General features: G+C 35.2%; 23 protein-coding genes. 7 read left to right on the top strand and 16 right to left on the bottom strand.

What is annotated here, in order from left to right:
• The 3 genes from hemN to BKH43_RS06170 are packed head-to-tail and all read left to right on the top strand — an operon-like array spanning nt 1 to nt 3,757.
• Entirely contained in the window at nt 1-1,389 is a 1,389-nt protein-coding gene (hemN, locus tag BKH43_RS06180; protein WP_095229692.1) for an oxygen-independent coproporphyrinogen III oxidase, read from the top strand.
• Entirely contained in the window at nt 1,386-2,723 is a 1,338-nt protein-coding gene (locus tag BKH43_RS06175) for a (Fe-S)-binding protein (protein WP_095229690.1), read from the top strand. The genes hemN and BKH43_RS06175 overlap by 4 nt, the downstream gene beginning before the upstream one ends.
• Nucleotides 2,723-3,757, top strand: coding sequence for a hypothetical protein (locus BKH43_RS06170; protein ID WP_095229688.1), 1,035 nt, complete (start codon nt 2,723-2,725; stop codon nt 3,755-3,757). Before BKH43_RS06175 ends, BKH43_RS06170 begins: the two co-directional genes overlap by 1 nt.
• Nucleotides 3,758-3,794: 37 nt before the next feature.
• Here the strand turns inward: BKH43_RS06170 and BKH43_RS06165 are convergent, their stop codons facing one another.
• The gene (locus BKH43_RS06165; protein ID WP_172402335.1) at nt 3,795-5,354 is read right to left on the bottom strand and encodes an outer membrane family protein; all 1,560 of its coding nucleotides are present in this window, start codon (nt 5,352-5,354) and stop codon (nt 3,795-3,797) included.
• A 948-nt stretch (nt 5,355-6,302) separates the two neighbouring features.
• Between BKH43_RS06165 and BKH43_RS06160 the strand changes: the two genes are divergently transcribed.
• Complete coding sequence (locus BKH43_RS06160) at nt 6,303-7,286, top strand: YdcH family protein (RefSeq protein WP_095229684.1); 984 nt, start codon at nt 6,303-6,305, stop codon at nt 7,284-7,286.
• Nucleotides 7,287-7,395: 109 nt separating this feature from the next.
• On the opposite strand, the gene hemC is transcribed toward BKH43_RS06160, so the two are convergent.
• The 9 genes from hemC to BKH43_RS06115 are packed head-to-tail and all read right to left on the bottom strand — an operon-like array spanning nt 7,396 to nt 16,334.
• Nucleotides 7,396-8,343, bottom strand: coding sequence for a hydroxymethylbilane synthase (hemC, locus tag BKH43_RS06155; RefSeq protein ID WP_095229682.1), 948 nt, complete (start codon nt 8,341-8,343; stop codon nt 7,396-7,398).
• The gene (locus BKH43_RS06150; protein ID WP_095229680.1) at nt 8,340-10,070 is read right to left on the bottom strand and encodes a proline--tRNA ligase; all 1,731 of its coding nucleotides are present in this window, start codon (nt 10,068-10,070) and stop codon (nt 8,340-8,342) included. Before BKH43_RS06150 ends, hemC begins: the two co-directional genes overlap by 4 nt.
• Before the next feature lie 18 nt (nt 10,071-10,088).
• Entirely contained in the window at nt 10,089-11,393 is a 1,305-nt protein-coding gene (hemA, locus tag BKH43_RS06145; RefSeq protein ID WP_095229679.1) for a glutamyl-tRNA reductase, read from the bottom strand.
• Nucleotide 11,394: 1 nt separating this feature from the next.
• Nucleotides 11,395-12,279, bottom strand: a complete 885-nt coding sequence (locus tag BKH43_RS06140; RefSeq protein ID WP_275542200.1) for a polyprenyl synthetase family protein — start codon at nt 12,277-12,279, stop codon at nt 11,395-11,397.
• A gap of 48 nt (nt 12,280-12,327) precedes the next feature.
• Nucleotides 12,328-12,804, bottom strand: a complete 477-nt coding sequence (locus BKH43_RS06135) for a hypothetical protein (protein ID WP_095229677.1) — start codon at nt 12,802-12,804, stop codon at nt 12,328-12,330.
• Entirely contained in the window at nt 12,805-13,098 is a 294-nt protein-coding gene (locus tag BKH43_RS06130; RefSeq protein WP_095229675.1) for a DUF2018 family protein, read from the bottom strand.
• A gap of 35 nt (nt 13,099-13,133) precedes the next feature.
• Nucleotides 13,134-14,450, bottom strand: coding sequence for a histidinol dehydrogenase (hisD, locus tag BKH43_RS06125; protein WP_095229673.1), 1,317 nt, complete (start codon nt 14,448-14,450; stop codon nt 13,134-13,136).
• Nucleotides 14,443-15,555 carry a tyrosine-type recombinase/integrase gene (locus BKH43_RS06120; protein WP_095229671.1) on the bottom strand — a complete coding sequence of 371 codons (1,113 nt, stop codon included), beginning with the start codon at nt 15,553-15,555 and terminating at the stop codon, nt 14,443-14,445. The genes hisD and BKH43_RS06120 overlap by 8 nt, the downstream gene beginning before the upstream one ends.
• A gap of 5 nt (nt 15,556-15,560) precedes the next feature.
• On the bottom strand, nt 15,561-16,334 hold the full coding sequence (locus BKH43_RS06115) for a thiazole synthase (RefSeq protein ID WP_095229669.1): 774 nt from the start codon (nt 16,332-16,334) through the stop codon (nt 15,561-15,563).
• A 111-nt stretch (nt 16,335-16,445) separates the two neighbouring features.
• Here BKH43_RS06115 and glyQ point away from each other — a divergent pair, with 111 nt between their 5' ends.
• Nucleotides 16,446-17,336, top strand: coding sequence for a glycine--tRNA ligase subunit alpha (gene glyQ / locus BKH43_RS06110; protein ID WP_095229667.1), 891 nt, complete (start codon nt 16,446-16,448; stop codon nt 17,334-17,336).
• 437 nt (nt 17,337-17,773) lie between these two features.
• Here the strand turns inward: glyQ and BKH43_RS06105 are convergent, their stop codons facing one another.
• The 6 genes from BKH43_RS06105 to BKH43_RS06080 form a co-directional block, all read right to left on the bottom strand.
• A complete protein-coding gene (locus BKH43_RS06105; RefSeq protein WP_095229665.1) occupies nt 17,774-18,721 on the bottom strand; it encodes a DUF4299 family protein in 948 nt (315 codons plus the stop codon).
• Between the two features lie 229 nt (nt 18,722-18,950).
• A complete protein-coding gene (gene pyrF / locus BKH43_RS06100) occupies nt 18,951-19,646 on the bottom strand; it encodes an orotidine-5'-phosphate decarboxylase (protein WP_095229663.1) in 696 nt (231 codons plus the stop codon).
• Nucleotides 19,573-20,871, bottom strand: coding sequence for a transcription antitermination factor NusB (gene nusB / locus BKH43_RS06095; RefSeq protein WP_095229661.1), 1,299 nt, complete (start codon nt 20,869-20,871; stop codon nt 19,573-19,575). Before nusB ends, pyrF begins: the two co-directional genes overlap by 74 nt.
• A 2-nt stretch (nt 20,872-20,873) precedes the next feature.
• A complete protein-coding gene (ribH, locus tag BKH43_RS06090; RefSeq protein ID WP_095229659.1) occupies nt 20,874-21,341 on the bottom strand; it encodes a 6,7-dimethyl-8-ribityllumazine synthase in 468 nt (155 codons plus the stop codon).
• 23 nt (nt 21,342-21,364) lie between these two features.
• Nucleotides 21,365-22,189 carry a 3-deoxy-8-phosphooctulonate synthase gene (gene kdsA, locus BKH43_RS06085; protein ID WP_095229657.1) on the bottom strand — a complete coding sequence of 275 codons (825 nt, stop codon included), beginning with the start codon at nt 22,187-22,189 and terminating at the stop codon, nt 21,365-21,367.
• A 23-nt stretch (nt 22,190-22,212) separates the two neighbouring features.
• Entirely contained in the window at nt 22,213-22,869 is a 657-nt protein-coding gene (locus BKH43_RS06080; protein ID WP_253248063.1) for a carbonic anhydrase, read from the bottom strand.
• 182 nt (nt 22,870-23,051) lie between these two features.
• Here BKH43_RS06080 and BKH43_RS06075 point away from each other — a divergent pair, with 182 nt between their 5' ends.
• Together BKH43_RS06075 and BKH43_RS06070 are read left to right on the top strand one after the other, a co-directional pair.
• The gene (locus tag BKH43_RS06075) at nt 23,052-23,741 is read left to right on the top strand and encodes a DedA family protein (RefSeq protein WP_095229655.1); all 690 of its coding nucleotides are present in this window, start codon (nt 23,052-23,054) and stop codon (nt 23,739-23,741) included.
• 125 nt (nt 23,742-23,866) lie between these two features.
• A complete protein-coding gene (locus BKH43_RS06070; protein WP_172402336.1) occupies nt 23,867-24,535 on the top strand; it encodes a DedA family protein in 669 nt (222 codons plus the stop codon).
• The last annotated feature ends 18 nt before the right edge of the window (nt 24,536-24,553 follow it).

Here is a 24,553-nt window from a genome sequence, read left to right as displayed (position 1 = left end):
ATGAGTAAATCTTTAGACAAAATAGACTTTAGTAAGCTTGCTACGCATTCTAAGCCAGGACCTAGATACACAAGCTATCCAACTGCTAATGAGTTTAATGCCAGCTTTAATGCAAGCACGCTTGAAGACTGCTTAAAGCGCTCAGACCTTGCTAAGCCTACACTACCGCTTTCTATCTATGTGCATCTACCATTTTGTAAGTCAGCATGCTACTTTTGTGGGTGTAATGTAATTTATACTAGTAAAGAAGATAAAAAAGATAGATATATAAGCTACCTAAAAAAAGAGCTAGACTTATTAAAACCTAAGCTTGATACAAGCCGTGAGGTAGTGCAGTTTCACTTTGGTGGTGGCACACCTACGTTTTTTAATGCAGACCAGCTAAAAGAAGTTATAGATCTAATTAAAGGCACTTTTACTAACTTTTCTTCCAAGGCAGAGATAAGTTGTGAGATAGATCCAAGGCACTTTGATGAAAAGCAGATGAGGGTTTTAAAAGAAGGGGGGTTTAATAGAATCTCTTTTGGTGTTCAAGACTTTGATAGCGCAGTACAAACCGCAGTTAATAGAATCCAAAGTTTAGAACTAGTAAAAGATAGTATGAATCTAGCCAGAAAGTACGGCATAAACTCCATAAACTTTGATCTTATCTATGGTCTTCCTTTTCAAAGCCTAAGAAGCTTTCAAGAAACCTTACAAAAAGTACTTAGCTTAAGTCCAGATAGACTAGCTATTTTTAACTACGCCCATGTTCCATGGGTTAAAAAAAGTATGAGAAAGATAGATGAGAGCGCTTTACCTTTGCCTAGTGTAAAGCTAGAGATATTAAAAGAGTGCATTAACTTACTAGAAAATAGTGGCTATGAGATGATAGGGATGGATCACTTTGCTAAAAAAAGTGATGAGCTTTATCTTGCTAAAGAAAAAGGTGAGTTAAGGCGCAACTTTCAAGGCTATACAACTAAGGGCTTTAGTCAAACTATAGGCATAGGGATAACTTCTATAGGTGAGGGTGCTGACTACTATACTCAAAACTATAAAGATATGAAAAGTTATGAAGAGGCTATAGATAAAGGAGTGTTACCAGTAAGCATAGGAATTTTACTAAGTGAAGAAGATATGCTTAGAAAAGCAGTTATTATGTCTTTAATGAACAACTTAGTAGTAGACTTTGAAGTAGTAAATAAAGAGTTTGGTATAGACTTTAAAAGCCATTTTGCAAGTGAACTTAAAGCCTTAGAAGATTATGAAAAAGATGACCTTTTAAAGATAGAAGATTCTAAGATAGTAGTTAGTCCAACAGGTGGTTTTTTGATAAGAAATATAGCCATGGTTTTTGATACTTTTTTAGTTAAAAACATAGAAAGGAAGTTTAGTAAAACGATATGAGCAGTCATGAGCATAGTAAGATAGAAAGCATACTTACAAAAACAAGCAACTCTTGTGTTAAGTGCGGAAAGTGCGTGCCAACTTGTACTATCCACTCTATAAATCAAGATGAGACTACAAGCCCTAGAGGCTATCTTGACTTAGTTAGAGCCTATGCTGATGGAAAACTTGCTATGGACTTAAATCTTAAAAATGCTGTTGAATCTTGCTTTTTATGCACTACTTGTGTGAGTGTGTGTCCTATGAGCCTACCAGTGGATGTAGTTATAACTAAGGCTAGGGTTGATATAGCTAAGATTTATGGCATACCTTTTTATAAGAGGGCAGCTTTTTTCTTGCTTTCAAAAAGACCTATCCTAAATATAGTGTTTTCACTAGGGGCTAGTTTTAGCTTTTGTGCTTTTAAAAAAGATGGCGATAAGTCTATTTTAAGATTCTCATTTAAAGGCTTTAAAGATAGAGTTATGTTTCCTCTAAACAAAAAAAGTTTTTTACAAAGCTATCCAGCTGAGATAAAAGCAAAGACTACTACAGATTTTAAACATACTACTTTAAAACACAACAAAGTTGCCATATTTATAGGCTGTCTTGCAAACTACAACTACACAGGAGTTGGTAAAAGCCTAGTTGATATACTGCAGTTTTTGGGTATAGATGTTGCCATACCTAAGAAGCAAGCTTGTTGTAGCGCGCCAGCTTACTTTAGTGGAGACTTAAAAACTACTGTTAAGTCTATAAGGTTTAATGTTAAGTATTTAGGTGAGTTTGTAGATAAAGTAGATGCTTTTTTAATCCCAGAAGCCACTTGTGCAGCCCAAGTGATAACAGACTGGGAGCATGCTTTAAATCTTGATACTGAAGTAAATGGCACTGATAACAAAGCCCTTATAGAATCTTTAAAAAAGATAACATCTAAAACTTACCTTGCTTCAAAGTGGCTTCATGACTTTACTAACTTAGATTCCATACTTAAAACTAAAAAGATATCTAACACTACAGTAACCTACCATGACCCATGCCATGCTAAAAAAGTACTAAAAGTTTATAAAGAGCCTAGAAACTTGCTTCAAAACTATCCAGTAGTAGAGATGGAAGGAAGTGATACTTGTTGTGGTTTTGGCGGGGTTACTTTGCAGAGTGAAAAGTATGGTTTAGCTATAAAGGTTGGGGATAATAAAGCTAAGCTTATAAAAGCTACTAATGCTGATTACGTAAGTGCAGAGTGTAGTGCGTGCAGGATGCAGATAGATAATGCACTATATAGAAATGACATAAAAACTAAGTTTGCCCATCCTTTGGAGTTACTAGCTAAGGCCTTATTTAGCTCTCCTTAATGTTAGTTCTTATCTATGGGCCACCCTTAAGTGCTAAAACTACACTTGCTAGAGAGTTAGCTTCAAGATATAAAAGCAGTTTTTATGTAGACCTTAGCTTTATAAAAACTTCAAAGCAAGAAAAACTCCTTTATGATGCTTTAGATAAGAATGAATACAAAAGCTCGCAAACTAAAACTTCAAAAACTAAAAAAGATTTAAAGCAAGGAAGAAGTGTAGAAGTACAGGTAGAAAAAACTACTTCTTTAGATAAAGACTTTATTGATAGCTATGATATTTATATATTTGATAACTTTAAAGATGAGTTTTTTTTGCTAGCTGGTTTAAAAAATGCAATTGTGATAACAAAAGAGTTTATAGAGTTAAAAGACTATAAAGCTATAAAAACTTTTAGTTTTGACTACGCTACTTTAAAAGCAAAACATGACTGTAATCTCCCAAACTTCATCAAACATGGCAACAACCCTAGCCTTTATGACGTTAGTGAATCTAAGCGCTTAAATCTAAAGTTACAAAGTTTAAAACTAGCCTTGGGTGAAGACTTAGATATATTTTTACATCTTTTAGAGTGGCAGTCTTGCAAGGTAAGCTTTAACTTTTTATATAAAAAGTTACGCCTTAGCATGAAGATATCAAAAGATAGAATCTATCTTTTACTCCATAAACTAGAAAGCCACAGCATCATCTTTACAAAGACTAATAGGCTTTATTTTTACGACTTTAGTTTAGGTGTGTCTTTAGGGCTTTCAACTTTTATGCAGTCTTTTGAAAACATGGTTTTTTTAGAGCTTATAGCACTTGGTTTTGAGCTAGTAGCTTCAAAACAAGGCACTTTTGAAAGTACTAAGTTTTGCTTTTTATGCCTTCCTTTTGCTAGTGGAGACATCTTAGAAAAAAGGCTAAAAAAGATAAGCCTACTTAACTCAAAAGTTGCAGTAGCTATTACTATGTCTTATGAGTTAAAAGGGGTTAATATTTTAGCCCTTCCTTTTGAAAGACTACCTTTATTGCTAGATGAAAGGCTTACTAGCTAAGATTTAGCCTTGTAAGCTTTTGTTTGAAAGTTTAAAACTATAGTTTTTTATAAGATTTAGTAGAGAAGTTAACTATACCAGTTGAGAACTTATAGTCTATATAGAAGTATATATGGCTTCTATCATCAGTCCTAGCAGCAAAGTTATCTGCTACATCTGCCCTAGAAACTTGACCTACTTTAAAGCCTTGATTAGTATGTACTTGCAACCACTGTGCTGTAAAACCTACACCAAAGGTTTTAAACTGTTGATATAACTCTAAGGCTATAGCGTTTTCATTACTTTTAGTTGAGTTTGTATATCTTCCTAATAAGTGCCAAGTAAACGTTCCTATACCTACATCTTCATCGCTACCAACCCATATATAACTAGTAAAGGCGTTACTTCCAAGTATGGCAGACTGTGAAGGTCCTACTTCATATATAGTGCTTGGATAAACGTCTATGATAGAGTTTATAGTGCTATTACCTATAGTTCCTACAAAGGCGTTAGCATGGCCGAAGTTTTTATAAAGCCCAAGACCAAAGTCATAGTTTTTATAAGTAAAAGTTTGGATTAAAGAAAGATTGTAAGTGTTTTGTTTTACAGCTTGCCCTAGGTTATAGCGCGTACCATTTATTAGCTCTAAGTTTTCATCCTCACCTGCTGAGTTCCACTCTTCATCATCTATATGAACCCCATAACCTTCAAGAGTAGTATTAGATGTAAAATCACCCCAGGCATAAGTTCCTACTATCTTCCCACCTACTGCTGTAAAGTCTAAAGGAGTAAAGACTGTGAAAGGACGAAACATTATGCTGTTGTTTCCATCTGCACTTGATAAAAGCACATCAAGCCCTGCTTGATAGTAGCCTAGTAAGTTATAGCCACTACCATCTGGGTTTAAAACTCTACTTCTTGCAACCCTGCTAGTTGGAGAAAAGCGCTGCCAACCACCAGTTGCTGAGAAGTAGTCATTAAGCCCGTTACTATAAGCTTGTGCACGTGCCCATGAGGCTTGCACCCAAGCTTTTATTTGGCTTGCTTGATTTTTCCCAAAGTTATAGTGCACGTTAGTATCAAAGCCTTGAGTATATCCACTTAGGTAATCTGTACTAGATTCATAACGCCCACCTTGAAAGTCAAAGTACTTACTAGTAAATGCTACATAGGCATTATGGATTAAAAAGTTTCTTGTGTTATTACCAGTGGCAACGCCTGTTCCATCAAAACCAGGCCATATACCTATCTCACCAAAAACTAACCCAGAATCAGTAGCTGTTTTTGTTGAGTCATAAGCCAGTCCACCTAAAGTGGCCCCTATATCAAAAACTAAAGAGGAGTCATGTAGTCCTAGCTTATCGCTTGGATCTATGTTTAAGTCAAGTTGAGTTATCAAAGATGTATAAGATTCTGTAGGGTATTGTCCGGTTGCGTCATTAACTGATTGGTTGTTAAAACCAAACTTTGAGAAGGTGCCAACATAGCCATCTAGCATAACCATGGGACGCTTTATGGTGGTTGCTTGGCTTGTGGTGCTGGCATCTGCACAGTAGGCTAGGGTACTAAAAAGTGCTAAAGATAGCACCGAACCTTTTATAAAGGCGACTGTTTTCATGTGACTCCTTCTAATATTATTTTTGATAATCATTCTTAGTAATCGGAGGTATTCTAGTACTAACTTTCTTTGAAGTCAATGGTATTTATTAAATATTTATCTTCTTTTGTATTTAAATTTTAACTTCTTAAATATCATTAAAAATGGGAACTATAGCTTTATTATTATGCTAATTATGAATAGATTAGATTCTCACTTTAAGTTACATTTGCTTAAAAAGTAAAGTATAAGTTTATTTATATAGCCTTTTTCTCTCATAAAAGCTTTTTAGTAGGATTTTTTAGATTCTCACTACTAAAAGTTGAGTAATCTTTACATATAGCCATAGTTTTATATAGGCAGTTACATTCTCTTTACACTATTGACTGGCTATTCATTCCAACACTTTCTTTTTCTACTTTTTCTTATGTATATGTTTTTCTAACAAAAAAAAAGGGGTTTCACCCCTCCTTAACTCCCACAAAACCTGCGAAGGCGTAAGCTTCTTTGAAACTAGTCCTAGGTGCTATAAGCAACTAGGACTTTCTTTTAAGAAAGCCTTTTTCGGCAAATAAGGGGAGAGCCTTGGCTTATTTCTGTTTCTAGCAAAGCGTAAGCTTCCCTGAAAACAAAGTTTCCTCGAAAATGAAGCTTCCTTGAAAACGAAGTTTCCTTGAAAAATCGTGCGCTCGCACTGTCTAGCTTCCTTTTCTCACGATTTTTGCAGCACGAAACAAAGCGAGAATGCCACAGGCCTTAAAAAAATATAATTATTAAAAACTTCATTGTACATAGATAGCTACCATTTAAAAAAGTAATAATTTTTTTTCTTTATGGAATCTAAACACTTAGATTTTGCAACGCCTTAGCACGGAAACAGCCTAATCTTATTTACAAAAAAAAAAAAAAGACATAATGTTGTCCTTACATTAACTTTTTATAAAAACAAAAAACTATCAAGGAAAAATGATGAAAAAAGGTGTAGTAGCAAGTGTAATAGCATTAATTGCAATACTTGGAGCTAGCAATATAGCAAATGCTGATGAAACAACAACTGGTAACTTAATATGTAAACCTACTAGTGATGGATCAGGAGAGCTTATATGTCATCAAGCACAAGGAGCTAGGGTAGCAAATGTAGTAGAAAGAGTTGGCCCTAGTGGAGATGATACAAATGATACTAATACTAGTAAGGCTAAGAAAAAGGGGAACAGTGGCTTTTTGCTTGGGATTAATTTAGGTATTAGTGGTGGTGGTCCTGGTGGAGGTTTGCGTTTAGGCTATCAAAAGGCTTTTAGGTATGATATGGGACTTAGATTCTACGCTAGTTATAACTTTTTTTATTCAAGTGGTATTTTAGATAACTTACTTGCTTTTAATATAGACTACTACTATAACTTTTTTAGAGGCTTAGGATTTTATGTAGGAAGTGGTGTAGCTGTAGAAGCAGTTTTTGGTGGACAAGGCACTAGTAGTGGAAGCATTAGTCATAGTTTTAGTAGTAGTAGTTTTAGTCCTGGTCCTAATTATGTTAGTAGTCAACAAGTGTATGAGACAACAACTAAACTTCAAGAACTAGGTGCTAAGGAAGGAGAGATAGAAGATAAAATAAGAGATATAGAATCTAATCCATCAAATAGAGATGAAACTACTTTGCAATCTCTTAAAGAACAAGATAAACAAATAAAGGATCAAATGAACCGTGTGGCAGCTTTTATGCCTGAAAATACATCTAGCACTCAAACTGAAGTAAGCGATAATTCATCTACTCCTTCATCTAGCACTTCATCTAGTATTACTGCTAACGTTTATATCCCTTTTAATTTAGGCTTTCAATACGACTTTGGACATAGCATTATTAGTCTAGGAGTGAAGATCCCAGTTTATTATATTACTGGAACTATAGTTCGTTCTACTGTATCTTATACAGCTGGTTATACCTATGTGTGGTAGGCACGTTTTTTTATTAAGAAGGTTTTAAACTCTAAGCTTTTAGCTTTTTATCTTTTGTTATGTGTTAGAACTAGCACATAACAAGAGATTTTATATATAAAAAAGAGTTTTAATCTAAACTTTTAGCTATAGCTTCTAAAATCTCTTTAGCGCCATTTTCTATAAAGTAGTTAACTATGGAATCTATACTTTTTAAACTATCTTTTCTTTCAAAACTAAGTTCTTTTTTGATAACTTTTTTACACTCTAAGTCACTCATGATAGCTTTAAAATGAAGTAGATTGCTAGGATTATGCAAGCTTACATGAACACCTATAGGCACTTGGCAGCCGCCATTTAGCCCTTTTATAAAGCTTCTTTCTAAAGAGCAACAAAGGGCAGTATCTATATCTTCTAAGCTTTGTAAGACTTCATAGATCTTAGAATCTATAGGCTTAATCTTAGAATCTTCACTCCTACACTCAATCCCTAGTGCGCCTTGTCCCATCGCTGGGATAAAATCAAGTCTAGTGATAAAAGGTATCTTTTCTCTAAGTTCAAGTCTATTAAGCGCGGCACTTGCAAGGATTATGGCGTCAAACTCGCCACTTTCAAGCTTTCTTAAGCGTGTTTGCACGTTGCCTCTAAGAGAGATAGAATCTATATCTTTGCGCATTAGTTTTAACTGGGTCGTGCGTCTTAAAGATGTCGTGCCAACTTTGGCATTTTGAGGTAAAGAGGCTATATCTTTATACTTAAAGCTTAAAAGACTATCGCTATCATCTTCCCTCTTAGTGATAGCAACTAGGCTTAGTCCACTTGGAATCTCAACTGGCACATCTTTTAAAGAGTGCACAGCAAAGTCTATCTCTCCACTTAAAAGTGCATTTTCAAGCTCTTTAGTAAAAAGACCCTTACCGCCGATTTTATGCAAGGGTGTATCTAATATCTTATCGCCCTTAGTTTTTATAGGCTTTAGCTCTACTTCTATATTTTTGGATTCTAAAATATCTTTTATGAAGTTAGCCTGCCAAAGGGCTAGGATGCTATCTCTTGTGCCAAGTTTTAGTTTCATCAAACTATCCTTTTTAAGAAGCTTTCAACTTCATCTAAGTCTAAAAGCTCTTTTATCAAACCTTCTCTTGTTATAAGCTCTACTTTGTTTTCAGCTAAGTTTTTACCTACAACAAGGGCGTAAGTAAAGCCTATAAGTTCAAAGTCGCTAATCTTAACGCCATATCTTTCATTTCTATTATCTAGTACTGTTTCTATGCCTAAAGACTTTGCCATAGAGTAAATCTCTATGCCTCTTTGAAGTTCTTCTTCATTTTTAATATTAGAGATGATGATATCAAGCTTAAAAGGTGCTAAGTTGCCCCACACACAGCCTTTATCATCGCCTTTTTGCTCTAAGATAACACTTAGCAATCTTGTAACGCCTATACCATAACAGCCCATCTCTAAGATTGCACTTTTGCCATTTTCATCTAAAAAGTTAGCATTTAGTGGGGCTGAGTATTTGCTGCCAAGCTTAAAGATATGACCTACTTCTATGCCTTTTTTATACTCTAAAGTTCCACCACACTTTGGACACTTATCGCCAGCTTGAACTAGCACTAAGTCATCATAGGTAACCCCGCTAAACTCGCTTAAATCGATTCCAACATAGTGGTGATCTTTTTCATTAGCTCCAGCGACTAAGTCACTTGCGTTTTCTAACTCAGCATCAAATACTATAAAGTTTGAATTAGTAAGATGCTTTATAGATATAGGCCCACAAAAGCCAGCCACTAGGTTATAGCTTTCTAAAAACTTTAAGCTTGCTACTTCTATACTTAGCACTCTAGAATCTAATCTTCTTAAGGCATTAAGGGCTTTAGTTTCTTCTAGGTTATCAAGCCCGCGCATGAAAAAGATAGCTATATCGCTGCTTCCATCATTTAGATTAACCTTATAGATTAAAGCTTTTATGCAAAAGTAGGGGTCTATCTTAAAAAAGTCTGCTACTGCTTGTATGGTGTTAGTATTAGGCGTGTGAAACTTGTGATAGCTGCTAGCATGAGGTGGCACACTTGGGGCTTCTTTAAAGGCACGCCTTGCTGCTTCTATATTACTTGCGTAATCACAGTTATCACAAACTACTACAGTATCTTCTCCTGAGTTAGCTAGTGCCATAAACTCTTTACTTCCACTGCCGCCTATTGCCCCACTATCAGCATCAACTATCCTAAAATCAAGCCCAAGTCTAGTGAAGATTCTCCTATAAGCTTCTTGCATGTTTAAAAACTCTCGTCCTAAGTCTTCTTTGTTGCTATGAAAACTATAGGCATCTTTCATGATAAACTCGCGCGCCCTAAGCAAGCCAAAACGAGGACGAAGTTCATCTCTAAACTTAAGATTGATTTGATAAAGGTTTAGTGGAAGTTGTTTATAGCTTCTTATATAAGCCTTAGCGATGCTTGTAACGCACTCTTCAAAAGTAGGCCCTAGTACGTATTCAGAATCTTTTCTATCTTTAAAGACAGCTAACTCTTCCCCGTAAAAATCATACCTTCCGCTTTCTTGCCATAAAGTAGCTGGAGTTAAAAAGCCCATACTTACTTCTAGGGCCCCAGCTTTATCCATTTCTTCTTTTACTATGGCTTCTATCTTATCAACCACTCTTTTTCCTAGTGGTAAAAAGTTATAGATTCCACTGCCTATTTGTTGTACAAAGCAAGCCCTTAGTAAATACTGTTGGCTTAAAAGCGTGGCGTCTTTTGGAACTTCTTTAGTGGTAAAAGCAAAGATTTCATTAAAGTGCATTTTCTATCCTTTGTATGTTTAGCCTTTGGCCTCTGTTGTATCGTACTCACACTTATAACGATTGAGCATAAAGTTTTCAGTATTAGCAAAGATGTTGCCTATAGATTCTAATACAGAATCTGCTTGCTCAGTATTAGCAAGTTGTTTTAGTCTAATAGTTGGAAGGTGTAAGAACTCATTCATAACGCTTTCTAAGAGTTTTTCTACATTTGATGTTAGCTCACTAGGGATGTAGCCTTTTTTGATAGCCTTAGTAAGTTTGTTATGTATGCTGGCTTTTGCTTTTTCGCGCATGACTTTTATTAAAGGTTCAATATCTAGTCTTTCTACCCACTGAGAGAACTCTAAAACACTTTGACCAACTATGGCCATGCCAGCGCGCGCGTTATTTTGACGTCCCAAGATATGATCTTTAGCCTTTTGACTTAAGTCATCAATGGAGACTATTTCTAAGTTAGGATCTGTAGTGCACTCTTCTATATTTCTAGGGAGTGAGAGGTCATACCATATGCGTTTGGTGTCTTTTTTGATGATGTTTTTACAAGTTATAAACTGTCCGCCAGCAAGGGCGCTAAATATCACATCGTAGTTATTTATACTTTTGATTGCATCTTCAAAGTCTAGGAATCTTATATTTCTATTAAAGTTGGCTATAAAGTCTAGGGCTTTAGACTTAGTGCGGTTAGTTAGGGTTATATCAAAGTCATGGCGGCTAAGATGCTTTATACTTAAAGTCCCCATCTCACCTATGCCTAAGACTAAAACTTTACTTCCACCTAAAGAGCCATCTTTTAAAGAATCTAGTGCGCTACTTACGGCAATTGATGCTATGGAGACTGGATTTTTAGAGATTTGAGTTGAGTTTCTAACATTAGCCGCGCATCTAAAAGCAAAGTGCATAAGTCTAGTTATCTCTTTAGCACAAAATCCTCTATCATAAGCTAGTTTATAAGCACTTTTTAACTGCCCGCTAATTTGGGTTTCACCAAGCACTAAGCTATCAAGCGAGCTAGCTACACAAAAAGTATGGTGTACTGCATCAAGTTTAGTGAAAAGATTAACTATAGACTTAAGCATGTTTATATCAACATGTTTTATATTTGCTATCTCAAGTAAGATCTCATCACAAAGCACAGACCCTTCTGTATCAGCACAGATGTAAACTTCAAGTCTATTGCAAGTTGAAAGTACTACTACTTCTTTTATGCCTTCGATGTTATAAAGCCTATTTAAAAGTAGACTTTGTTCATCTTCATTCATACTTAAAAGCTCACGCAACTCTATGCTTGTATTTTTATGTGAAAAACTAACTACACTATACATCTTAAAAATCCCTTTCTATCATAGCCTTAACTATGGAATCTAGCTTTTCATTATTTAGTTTTCGTGCTAAGTTAGTAGCTTTGTTTGCATACTCTAGGGCTAGATTCTTTGCTTTTAGCAAACTTTTTTCCATACTCTTTTTAAGCATCTCTTTTTGTAAACTATCAAGTTTCTTAGCAAAAAGAGATTCCAAAAGCTTAGCGTTAGCTTCACTTTCATGATAGAAGTATATGTAAGGAAGTGTGGTTTTTCCTTGCGTAAAGTCATTCATACTAGGTTTTCCTAGTGTTTTTTCATCTTGAGTGATATCAAGTATGTCATCTATGATCTGAAAGGCTATGCCTAGGTTTAATCCATACTCATAGTGGGCTTTATGATCTAGTCCTTCTAAAAGTGCTGCACTTTCACTGCTTGCAGCTATAAGGCTGGCTGATTTTAGTTCTATCATCTTTAGGTAGGATTCTAAGTTGCTATTTAAACTTTTAGCAAGCTCTACATCTAGTATCTCTCCACTACTTAAAGAGATAACGCTTTTACTAACTGACTTAGCTACTGCTTCTGGCAGGGAAGTTAACTCATAAAAAGCACTAGAGTAGAGTACATCTCCTAGCATGATAGAGGCTTTATTATCAAAGAGGGCATTAATGCTTGGGGCGTTTCTTCTTAGAGTGCTTTCATCTATAACATCATCATGAAGCAAACTAGCTGACTGTATAAGCTCTATAATAGAACAAAGTTTTAAGGTCTCTTCATTTGGAGTGGCTATGCTTAGTATGAGCTTAGATCTAAGCATCTTTCCTGACTTTATTAGGTTAAACATACTGATGATAAAGTTGTTGTTTGTTTTATGTATTAGATGCTTGCTTATATTGTTTATATCTTGCAATATTTTTTCACTCATTGTTTTAAAACCTTCCTAGCTTGTTGTTTATCATTATCTCTTAGTTTTTAAGCTTACATCTCCATATAGGTCTAGCTTAAAAGTAACCCTAGCTTTTAAATCGCTACTTCCATCTTTTATATCTTTAAAGTAAAGCTTAAGATTTGGCTGATTTGGACTTGATGCTATTGCATTTGGATCTAGTAAATTTAAAGTAAAGCTATTAAATTTTAAGGCCTTATAGCCATCTTTATAAAGTATAAACTGATAAGGAAAGTTATCATACTTTAGTAAAACTACTAAGCCTTTATTTTTAAATAAAGTCCATCTTAAAGTAAGATTTTTTGGACTTACACTACTTTGTTTGGCAAACTTTTTAGCATCTATGCTAGCACTATAAACTTCATCTTTTTTTAAAACTAAGTTAGTGCTAAAGGTTGGAGTTAGAGGCTTGGCATTTAAAGTTGTGCTAAAAGCTGTTAGCATCAAAGCTAGCAAGAAGGCTAGTATGGATGCTAACTTAAAGTTCATCTATTCGTTTTCGCTTAGGATTTTTGAAGTAGATTCTAAGGCTATGCTTTGTTTGTTTTCTTCAAGGCGTTTTTTTAACTCGCTAGATTCATTTTTAACCTTGTAGTAAAACTCGCGCAAGTCTACATTGCACTCTATTTCTTCAAATAAAAGCTCATACAAGGCTAACTCTTCTAAAAGTCTATCTAGCTCTTTTGAGGCTAATGTCCTAGAGGCATTAAAGATAACATCTTTCCACTTATCTGTTGGGCTTCCATAAAACATATCTAGTTCATCTTCTTTGTTTTCCCACATATTTGTCTCCTTGAATATATTTAGTTAATGTTAGTTTACTTCATAAGTCTTAAGCGTTCACTTACACTTAAGGCATGTGCCTCTAAACCTTCATTTTGTGCTAATACTATACAGTCTTGTCCTACTTCTTTTAAACCTTCTTTACTAAAAGATATAAGAGAAGTTTTCTTATAAAAGTTTTCTACGCTAAGAGGTGAGAAAAAGCGCGCACTGCCTCCTGTTGGCAAAGTGTGATTAGGCCCGGCTAAGTAGTCGCCTATGGCTTCACTTGTATTATGCCCTATAAATATAGCCCCAGCATTTTGTATAAAAGGTAGCAAGCTCATAGGGTCATTTACACAAACTTCTAAGTGCTCTGGTGCTATCTCATCCATTAAAGCTATGCACTCTTTTATGTCTTTTGTAACTATGATAGCCCCTCTTAAATCTATACTTTTTGAAGCTATAGGCTTTCTAGGAAGCGTTTTTAAAATCTCATCTATTTCTTTTTGAGTATCCTTTGCTAAATTTAGGCTTGGGGTTATAAGAAAAGAGCTAGCTAACTCATCATGTTCAGCTTGAGAAAGTAAGTCAGTAGCTAGGATTTTAGGATTAGCACTCTCATCTGCGATGATGCCTATCTCACTAGGGCCTGCTATCATATCTATGTTTACATCGCCATATACTAGCTTTTTAGCTGTAGCTACATAGATATTACCCGGACCTGTTATAACATCTACTCTTTTTATATCAAGTGAGCTTGACTTTGTACCATAAGCCATCAAGCCTATAGCGCCAACACCACCAATCTTAAAAGCCTCTTTTATATCACACATATGCATGCTAGCTAAAAGAGTGTGGTTTAACTCTCCACCAGGCGCAGGGGAGGTTACTACTAACTCTTTTACACCTGCAACTATAGCTGGCACTGCGTTCATTAAAAGTGAGCTAGGATAAGCCGCCTTGCCACCAGGTATATAAAGCCCAGCTCTTTTAACAGCTCTGATATTTTGCCCTAGTAAGTTGCCATTATCTTCATAGTGGATAAAGCCATTTTGCACTTGCATGGAGTGGAATTTATAGATTCTATCAAAGGCTACTTTTAAAGACTTTTTAGTTTTAGAATCTAGTTTATTGTAAGCTTCTTTCATATCATTAGGACTAATAGTTAGTTCATCTAGACTTTTTGGATTCCAAGAATCATAACTACTAACTAGTTTTAAAACTACACTTTCATCCTTAGCAGTTTTTATATCTTGCAAAGTTTTAAGCACGCTAGGGATGATGTTATACATATCCATGCTAGCTCTATTTAGTATCTCTTTAAAGTTAGCTTCAAAGGAAGCTTCCTTACTTTCAAGTATCTTAATCATTTTTCACATCCTTCTTAGGTCTTTTGGACTTTGGGTTTATAAGATCTGCTCCATACTTTAGATTATCTCTATCAAAATGTGTGTAGATTCTACTTGTCTCTACACTTGAATGTCCTAGTGTTTCTTGCACTAAGATTAAATCCTTACTTTTTTTATATAGCAGTGTAGCAAAGCTATGGCGCAGCATATGAGGGCCATTTTTAAGTTTTCTTATGCCAGCATTAATGAGTATACTTTGAACCACTCTATAAGCATAGGTTGCATTTAGATTCTTTGTGCTACCAGTTATAAATAAAAGCTTGGACTTTTTGTTATTAGGTATATTAGCCCTAAGTTCTAGCCACCTGTGAAGTAGCTCTTTTATATGTATGGACTGCATGTAGACTATGCGATTTTTATTACCCTTGCCTATGATGTTTAATCTAAAGTATTCTCCTTCTTCAAAGATGTCATTTATCTTTAAACCTAAAACTTCACTTATCCTAGCACCACTATAAATTATTATCTTAACTAAAAGTTTATCTCTTGTCACATTTTTTTCTATCTTGTTTTGATAGGTTTCTAGAGATTCTAAAAAGCGTCTTATCTCTACATCATCTAAATGATCAGGTAAGGCATCATGATATTTTTTAAGAGATGAATCTAGCTTTATGCGGAAAAGATGAAATTTACTAGCTTCTTTATCTATATAATTGTTTTCTTCTATAAACTTAAGAAAGTTTAAAAGCACAGTTCTGTAGTTTTTTTGACTAGCTAGTTTTAGCCTACTTACAGTTATACTCATAAACTCACGGCTTAAGTCTTCATTTATATCTTCCATAGACGTAAGTTTTAGTTTTTTGCAATAGTCATAAAATTTTTTTAGTGGCACCATGTAAGTTGTTATGCCTAAAAGTCCAGCAAGTCTAGCTTCACGGCATATATCAACTATCCTTTCTATGCTGTTTTTGCCACCACTTTGTATGCCTTGTAAGGCTTGCAAAAATAAGTCATTATCTTTAACTTTATAACTTGCTAGACTAGTTAGCTTGTAGTATAAAAAGCGCTCTATCCAAAAGCGGAGAGAGCAAGAGAAGTCATCACTAAAGTCTAGGGGATAGTTCATCTCACTTAACCAAGATTAGGCATGAAATTTAGCGGGCTTGAAGCACTTGCATAGGCTTTTTTCTCCATCCTACCAGCCTCATAACTTAGTCTTCCAGCACGCACTGCTAGCTTTAAAGCCTCTGCCATTTGTATAGGGTCTTTAGCTAGGGCGATAGCAGAGTTAGATAGCACGCCATCAGCACCTAACTCCATAGCACGGCTTGCATCACTAGCACAGCCAATGCCCGCATCTACAATGACAGGCACTTTTACTGCTTCTTTTATAAAGTGGATGTTATAAATGTTTTGGATTCCAAGCCCTGAGCCAATAGGCGCAGCTAAAGGCATAACTGCAGCAACCCCAGCATCTTCAAGCTTTTTTGCCATTATGGGGTCATCATTTGTATAACATAGAATCTTAAAGCCATCTTTTGCTAAAACTTTTGCAGCCTCTAGTGTTTCTATAACGTCTGGATAAAGTGTTTTATGTGTATCGCCTATAACTTCAAGCTTTATAAAATCTAGCCCTATACCTTCACGCACTAATCTAAAAAGGCTAATGGCCTCTTTAGCAGTAACGCAACCTGCTGAGTTTGGAAGAAAGGTTATATTTGTTCCTCTAAAGCACTCCATTAAATTAGGTTCATTAGTATTTAAAATATTTATGCGTCTAACTGCTACTGTTATCATCTCTGCTTCACTAGCAAGGGTTGCTTCTAGGGTTGTATTAAAGTCTTTATATTTACCACTGCCTACTATTAGTCTTGATTGAAATTTTTTATCTGCTATTTTTAACATGTTGTTTTTCCTATTACTTTGTTTTTTATAAGTTAATACTTTATAGCACTTATTAAATATATTGTAAAATATTTTTAAATATTTTTTATCTTTTTACAAGGTCCTTAAGTCATGCTTACATTTTCTGAAATCATACTTACTTTACAAAGCTTTTATGCAAAAAACGGTTGCGTTATCCTTCAGCCTTATGATATGCCAGCAGGAGCGGGCACTTTTCATCCAGCAACGCTTTTAAGAAGTCTTGATAAAGACCCATGGAGTGTAGCCTATGTAGCGCCTTCTCGTCGTCCAAGTGATGGACGCTATGGGCAAAATCCAAACCGCCTAGGAAGCTACTATCAGTTTCAAGCTTTAATAAAGCCAAGTCCGGAAAATATACAAGAGATCTATCTTGATAGCTTAAAAGCTTTAGGGCTTGATGTAGCACGCCATGATATACGTTTTGTTGAAGACAACTGGGAAAGCCCAACCTTAGGAGCGTGGGGACTAGGCTGGGAAGTGTGGTTAGATGGCATGGAAGTAACGCAGTTTACTTACTTTCAGCAAGTTGGAGGGCTTGCTTGTGAGAGTGTAAGTGTTGAGTTAACCTATGGCATAGAGCGCCTTGCTATGTATATACAAGGTGTGGAATCTATCTTTGATATAAAGTGGAATGAAAAGTTTACTTACGCAGATGTGCACTTGCAAAATGAGTATGAACAGTCAGTTTATAACTTTGAGATAGCTGATACTAAGTTTTTGTTTACCACTTTAGATGGTCTTCATGGAGAGGCTAGAAACTGCTTAAAGCATGAGCTGCCTCTGCCAGCTTATGACTACACAGTTTTAAGTTCTCACATCTTTAACATACTTGATGCAAGAAAGGCTATCTCTATAGCTCAAAGACAAGAGTTTATCTTGCGTATACGCGAGTTAGCAAAAGAGTGTGCAACACTTTATAAGGCAAAAGAACCTGCAAGATTGCAAAGACTAGCTGATCTTAGAGCCTTAAAAGCTTTTTAGATCGTTATAGCATAGGCAGTATTACTTTTTTTTGTAATCTTGATTAGATATCTATTACAACACTTTCTTTTTCGCACTGTTTATGATTTATATATTTTCTTTATAACCAAAGCGAAGCTTCCTTGAAAACGTAAGTTTCCTTGAAACTAGTACTAGTTGTTATAAGCAACTAGGGTTTTCTTTTAAAGAAAGCCTTTTTTGGCGTGAGCCAAGGGGGGGGGGGGGAGGGCCTTGGCACATTTTCGTTTCTAGTAAGAATCACGCGTAAGCACTACTGCTTAGTTTTTTTGTGATTTTTATCAGCACGAAACAAAATAAGAATGCCATCAGCTTAAAAAACTATGATTATTAGAAACTTTGTTGCCTCTATAAATAACTGCATATTAAATACGATAGCTTTTATAGAATCTAGCTTTTTTAGATTCTATATTTTTTCACTACTTTGTCAGCAAATCTTCTAAATCACTTCTACTCATGGCTTTAACTAGTATATAGCTAGCATCTATAAAGTGATACTTTTCTTTAGGAAGTTTTTCTATAAAAGTAGGATAGGGTAAGTACTCTAAGGTCTCATAACTTTCATAGTCATCTTCATCTCCATTGCAAACTACTAGCCCTATCTCCCACTTGCTGATATTATCTTGTTCGACAAATAAGGATTCTTCATACTCTACTTTTGGAGTGTAAGGTAGTATGGTGGGTAAACTTTGAGTTAGGGTGTAAACTCCAAGTATCTCATCATCTTCTTTAAGCCTATCTTCATCTTCTTCAGATCTTTTGATGCTAAAAAATTGTTGTTTAGCAAAGTAGGCATCTATATTTTGATGATTAGTTATTAGAGTGCTAAAAGCTTCAGCCATGTCTATAGAAGATAATAAGTCTTCAAACATAGCCTTATTAAAACTCATAGGATGATGTATGCCATATATTGTGCAGGTATGATTTTTAGCTTGCTCTGCCATAGCTTTTATGCCAGATTCTATATTCTCCTTATAGTCATAGTCTATGTTTGAAGCAAGGTAGATATTACCTTGTGCATCTTTTACTCTTGAGTCACATTCTATGGCGAGTTGTTTTATAAACTCTAAGCCTAGCTCCCAGTCTTTTAAGCTACAAGGACTCATAAATCTAACTACATAAGCTCTAAGTTCTTTTTCAAAAGAGACTTCAAAGCCTCTAGCGCTTTCTCCTTCCCTTCCTACAAGTAAAAACTCAAAGTTGCTTAAAGGCTCAAATAATCTATCTTCTTCATCATCTTCATCTTCATCATCTTGAACCTCTAGATTAAAGGCTTGTATATCATCAACTAGTAGCAAGACATCTTCTAGTGTCATAGAGTTTTCTTTCATGGACTTTTTGTTTTGTATGGTAAATGTGAAACTCATTATTAAACCTTTTTGATGTGTTAGCCACTATCATACTATTTTAAAAGTCTTTTTTGTAGGCTTTTTTTGCTTTGTGGTTTTGTTATATATTTAAGAAGGAGATAAGCTTTCTTGCTTAGTGTTTTTAGTGTTTCAAGCAAGAAAATAATATGCACTAAGAAAGTAATGTAAGTAAGGTCTTATAAGGCACTAAAAGCCTTTATGATACAAGTAATATAACTTTAGATCTTTATAAACTTAGATCTTTTAATATCTGGCTTGCTACTTCTATAGGATGTTTTGCTTTATATATAGGTCTTCCAACTACTATCATATCACTGCCTAGTCTTTTTGCGTTTAAAGGAGTTAGTACTCTTTTTTGATCATCTTTAGTCTCACTAGAGTTTTGGAGTCTTATGCCTGGAGTTATGATAAAAAGCCCAGAGGCCCTCTCTTTAACTAACTCTATCTCATGAGGTGAACATACAATAGCTGGTACATCACACTCTTTAGTAAGCAAGGCAAGAGTGCTAACACTTTGCTTTATATCTTTATTGTAAATCTCAAAGCAACCTCTTTCATCAAAGCTAGTAAGTATGCTAATAGATACTAGACTAAGCTTACTTTTTTGCTCTTTAATAGTGTTAGTTAGTAGATTTAGCGCAACTTTACCACTGCTTGCATGCACGCTTAAAAAGTCTATGTCTAGCTTTATACACTCTTTTAAAGCATCATTCATAGTATTAGGTATGTCATAAAGTTTTAAATCTAAAAATATACTAAATCCTAGGTCTTTTAAGGCTTTAACAAAGTCCTTGCCATCCCTTATAAAACTTCTTAAACCTACTTTTAAGGTGATACCTTCTAGGGGCTTAAGGCTTTTTGCTAGGGCTAGGTTTTCTTCCTTGGTTGGTAGGTCTAGGGCTACGCACAGTTTTGTTCTCATCAGTTTTAGTACTTCCTTTTTTAAAGTTTGTAGATTTAGCGTGATCTTTTGTCTCTTTTAAATTAGATTCTTTAAAAGTAGTAGTTTTTGTAGAGAGACTAGAAAAGCCTTTAGCCCTAAAAACTCTAGACTGAGAGGTATCTTTTTTATAATCTTTATCTTTGAAATCTCTTTTATCTTTAAGGTCTTTTCTATCTCCAAAGTCTTTTTTGCCTCTAAAATCACCTTCTTTTTTAAAGCTTCTTTTAAAGCCTTCAGTATTATCTTTTTTAAAGCCTCTATCCCCAAAATCTTTTTTATCTTTAAAGCTATCTTTATCTTTGAAGTCTCTTTTGTCTTTAAAATTACCTTCTTTTTTAAAGCTTCTATCTTTGAAGTCTCCAAAACTTCTTTTATCTTGTCTGTCTTTAGATCCTTCTTTACTTTGAGAAAAATCCCTTCTAGGCCTTTTATCTTCATCTTTTTTAAACTTAGAGTTATCATTTTCCCTAAAGTCTTTTTTATTTTTAAATCCACCTTCTTTAAAACTTTCTTTTCTAGAATCTCGTGTTTTAAAATCTCTATCCTTAAACTCTCGCGTCTTAGAATCTCGTGTTTTAAAATCTCTATCCTTAAACTCTCGCGTCTTAGAATCTCGTGTTCTAAACTCTCTATCTTTAAACTCTCTAGGTTTAGAATCTTGTCTGCGTCTAACCCTATCTTTTTTTATAGCTTCTTTGGCAAGTAACTCTTTTTCTAAGGCTTGAAGTTTTAACCTTTCTTCTTTTTCTTTTTGAGTTAAAAGCTCTAGCTGAGTAGCTTTAAATCCTTCTAAGTCTTCTTTGTTAGCATTAGATATAGAATCTAAGATGGCATTTATTAGATTTTTTGTTTTTTCTTCATCATCATAAAACTCACGCACAAGCTGTAAAGATTCATTAATCACTACTGCATTATCTGTTTGTGTAAAAATCACTTCATAAATCCCTAGTCTTAAGATAGCCTTTTCTAAGACACCTAGCCTATCTAAGTCCCAGTCTTTTAAAAAGTGTCTTATTAGCAAGTCTATCTCGCTTTGAGAGGAGAGTATGCCTTTTAAAAGGGAGTTTGCAAACTCCCTTTGCTTATTTTTAATCCCTTGATTATCAAAGTAGTCTTCAGCCTTTTCTACAAACTCTAGACTTTCCAGCTCTTGGGCGTAGAGAAGTTGGACTACACATACTCTTGCATGAAAGCGCGTGGCCATACTTATATATCCAGTTTTTTATAAAGATCAAGTAGCTCTATTAAAGCACTCATTGCTTCAAAGCCTTTATTGCCAGCTTTAAGACCAGCACGATCTAGTGCTTGATCTATGTTATCTGTAGTTAAGATTCCAAAACTTACTGCACCACCGTACTTTAAAGTTACATTTGCCACGCCTTTTGTAGCTTCAGCGCTTACATAGTCAAAGTGAGGAGTGCCCCCTCTAATAATAGCCCCTAGTACGCATATCCCATCATAGTTACCACTACTTAGTACTCTATCAAGTAAAAATGGCAACTCAAAAGCACCTGGCACTAAGATAGTATCAAGATTGGCCTCAGTGCCACCGTGACGTAAAAAACTATCTTTTGCGCCTTCTATAAGCTTATCTGTGACTAGGGAGTTAAACCTTGAAGCTATTATTGCTATCTTGTCACTTTCTTTTAGATGAAGTTTTCCTTGTATTAACATACGTTTCCTTTTAGTTTTTAGTATTAAAGCCTGCTTCTAAAGGCATGCGGGATTTGATTTTGTATTCTAATCAAAGTTAGGATTAAAGATTCCATATCTTTAGTTGGGATCATGTTTGGTCCATCACTTAGTGCATGCTCTGGGTCATAGTGGGTTTCCATAAAAAAGCCATCAACCCCAACAGCAGCAGCCCCACGCGCTAGGATGGGCGCAAACTTGCTATCTCCTCCACTTTTACCGCCTAGTGCACCTGGAGCTTGCACACTATGGGTTGCATCAAAGATAGTTGGTGCAAAATCTCGCATGATGATAAGAGATCTCATATCTACTACCAAAGCTCCATAGCCAAAGGAGTTACCTCTTTCAGTAAGCCAGATTCCATGTTTTTTGCTATCTTCAAAGTTAGCCTCTGTTATCTTAGGATCTCTAGTTTTAAGTGCTTTTAAGACGCCATACTTCATATCAACAGGGTTCATAAACTGTCCCTTTTTAATATTAACTATACATTTTGTCTTAGCTACTTCAACTATCAAGTCAGTTTGGCGGCATAAAAAAGCTGGTATTTGTATGATGTCTACTACTTCACTTAAAGCCTTAGCCTGCTCTCTTTCATGTATATCAGTTATTATCTTATAACCAAACTCTTTTTTTATAGTTGAAAGCATCTTTAAGCCCTCATCTATACCTAGCCCACGGTAGGCTTCTAAACTAGTTCTATTAGCCTTATCAAAGCTTGCTTTAAAGTAAAAGTCTATGTTTTCATTTTCTGCAACAGGCCTTAAACCTTCAGCTATCTTTCTTAGCTGATCTAGGCTTTCTATGACGCAAGGTCCGCTCATAAGTATCATTGCCTATCCTTTATTTTAAATTTTCACATATCCAAACTAGTTGGAGTTATAGGTTTAAACTCTCTAGTTATAGGATTATAGTTTAGTATCTCTCCGCTATCTATTGTGTAATACCATCCAAAAAGTTGTAAAGCCCCCCTATCAAAACGTTCACTTATAAAAGGGTAGGTTAGGAGGTTTTGCATTTGATACTGCACATTTAAAAGTTCAGTTATCCACTGTCTTTTAGTTATAGAATCTGGATTTAGCGCTAAAACCTTATCTCTTACAGGGTGCATAAACTCTAGCCACTTTTTAACATGAGGCAAGGAAGCTAGCTCTTCTTCACTTCTATATATAGATCTACAAGCCCCACAGTTATTATGCCCGCAGATGATGATAGTTTTGATATTTAAAACACATACTGCATATTCTATAGCTGAAGTAGTTCCTATGCTACCACTAGATTTAGGATCATCATAAGGGGGGATTATATTGCCAAGATTCCTTATAGCATAAAGTTCTCCAGGCTTTGCTTGTACAAGGCGGTTAGGATCAACCCTTGCATCAACGCAAGAGATAAAAAGTATATGGGGTTTGTTTTCCCTTAGCCCTTCATAAAAGCTTTTATGTTTGTTGTAGTCTTCTTCATAAAACTTCATCACACCATCAAATACAGATTCCATCCCTGTCACCTCCATTACAATTCTTTATTATAGTTTTTTTACTACACTTAAGAGTAGGCCTTAAAGGCAAAATGCGTGAGTTAAGCGCCTAGCCTAGGGGCTTAGGCTTATAAAAAAGCAAAGTCATTACTTTTTATTATAGCTTAGTTATACTACGTTATAAAACGCCTTTAATATTTGACTTAAGGTTTCTTGTCATGGTGGCTAGTGTGCTGCATTTCATCATCCATATCATAGATCATCTAGGCTACATAGGCATCTTTATCTTAATGGCTATAGAATCTAGTTTTATCCCACTTCCTAGCGAAGTAGTTATGATCCCAGCAGGCTATCTAGCCTATCAAGGGGAGATGTCTATGCCTATATTATTGATAGTAGGTGCTTTAGGCTCTCTTTTTGGTGCGCTAATAAATTATTATATAGCCTTTAAGTTTGGGCGCTTTTTAGTACTAAAGTATGGAAAGTATGTTCTTATAAAAGAAAGCACGCTTATAAAGACTGAAGTCTTTTTTCAAAAGTATGGTTCAGTTAGTATCTTTGTAGCACGTTTTTTACCAGTTTTGCGCCACTATATCTCACTGCCAGCAGGCTTAGCGAGGATGAGTTTATGGAAGTTTTGTTTTTTTACTTTTTTTGGAGCTTTTTTATGGGTGTGTGTGCTTAGTTACTTTGGCTACTATCTTGGCCATAGCCTAGGAAATATTCATAGTGTTAATGAGATAGCAGGTGCTTTTGTAGGCTCTAGTAAAGATAGCTTGCAATCTAGTATAAAACAAAAAGCTAGCCTAGTAATCTATGGAGTAATAGCTATTATTATAATAGTGGGTATAGTTACTACTTTAATCATAAAATATAAAAAGACTAAAAAGTTAGAATCTAAAAACTAGCCTTTATCATGCCTTTGACAAGCATCAAAAGTCATTAAGCCCTAGCTTTTGTTATACTTAAGGCTTAACTAAGTATAAACTTAAAAGCCATATGAGGCTTTCTTAAGGACCTAATTTAAAACATGATAGCTTCCATATTACACTTCATAGTAAACACCATAGACACCTTAGGCTACATAGGCATCTTTATCTTAATGGCTATAGAATCTAGTTTTATCCCACTTCCTAGCGAAGTAGTTATGATCCCAGCAGGCTATCTAGTCTATCAAGGCAGGATGGATATGAGCCTAGTTATACTAGCAGGTACTTTAGGCTCCCTTGCAGGAGCGCTAATAAACTACTACATAGCCTTAAAGTTTGGGCGTCTTATAGTCTTAAAATATGGCAAATACTTTTTGATGAAAGAAAGCACACTTTTAAAAACTGAAAACTTTTTTAAAAAACACGGTCCCATAAGTACTTTTATAGGCCGTCTTTTACCACTTATACGCCACTATATCTCCTTGCCTGCAGGCTTAGCGAGGATGAGTTTATGGAAGTTTTGTCTTTATACGTTACTAGGTGCTTTAGTTTGGGTAGCAGTGCTTAGCTACTTTGGATTCTATCTTGGCTCAAGCCTTGGAGATACACAAAGCATTAATGAGATAGCAGGGGCTTTTATGGGGTCTAGTAAAGATTCCTTACAACTTGATATAAAATCTCAAGTAAAAAATATCATGCTTGTTATAATTGCCGCAGTTATCGTTATAGGTATAGTTTATAGCATCATTTCAAAGTTTAAAAAAAGCAAATAAATTTTAAAATAGATAAAA

Origin of the sequence: Helicobacter sp. 13S00401-1 (assembly GCF_002272925.1) — a bacterium.
GTDB lineage: Bacteria > Campylobacterota > Campylobacteria > Campylobacterales > Helicobacteraceae > Helicobacter_I.
The sequence above is the reverse complement of the archived record's forward strand: the minus strand, read 5'-3'. Positions and strand labels throughout refer to the sequence as shown.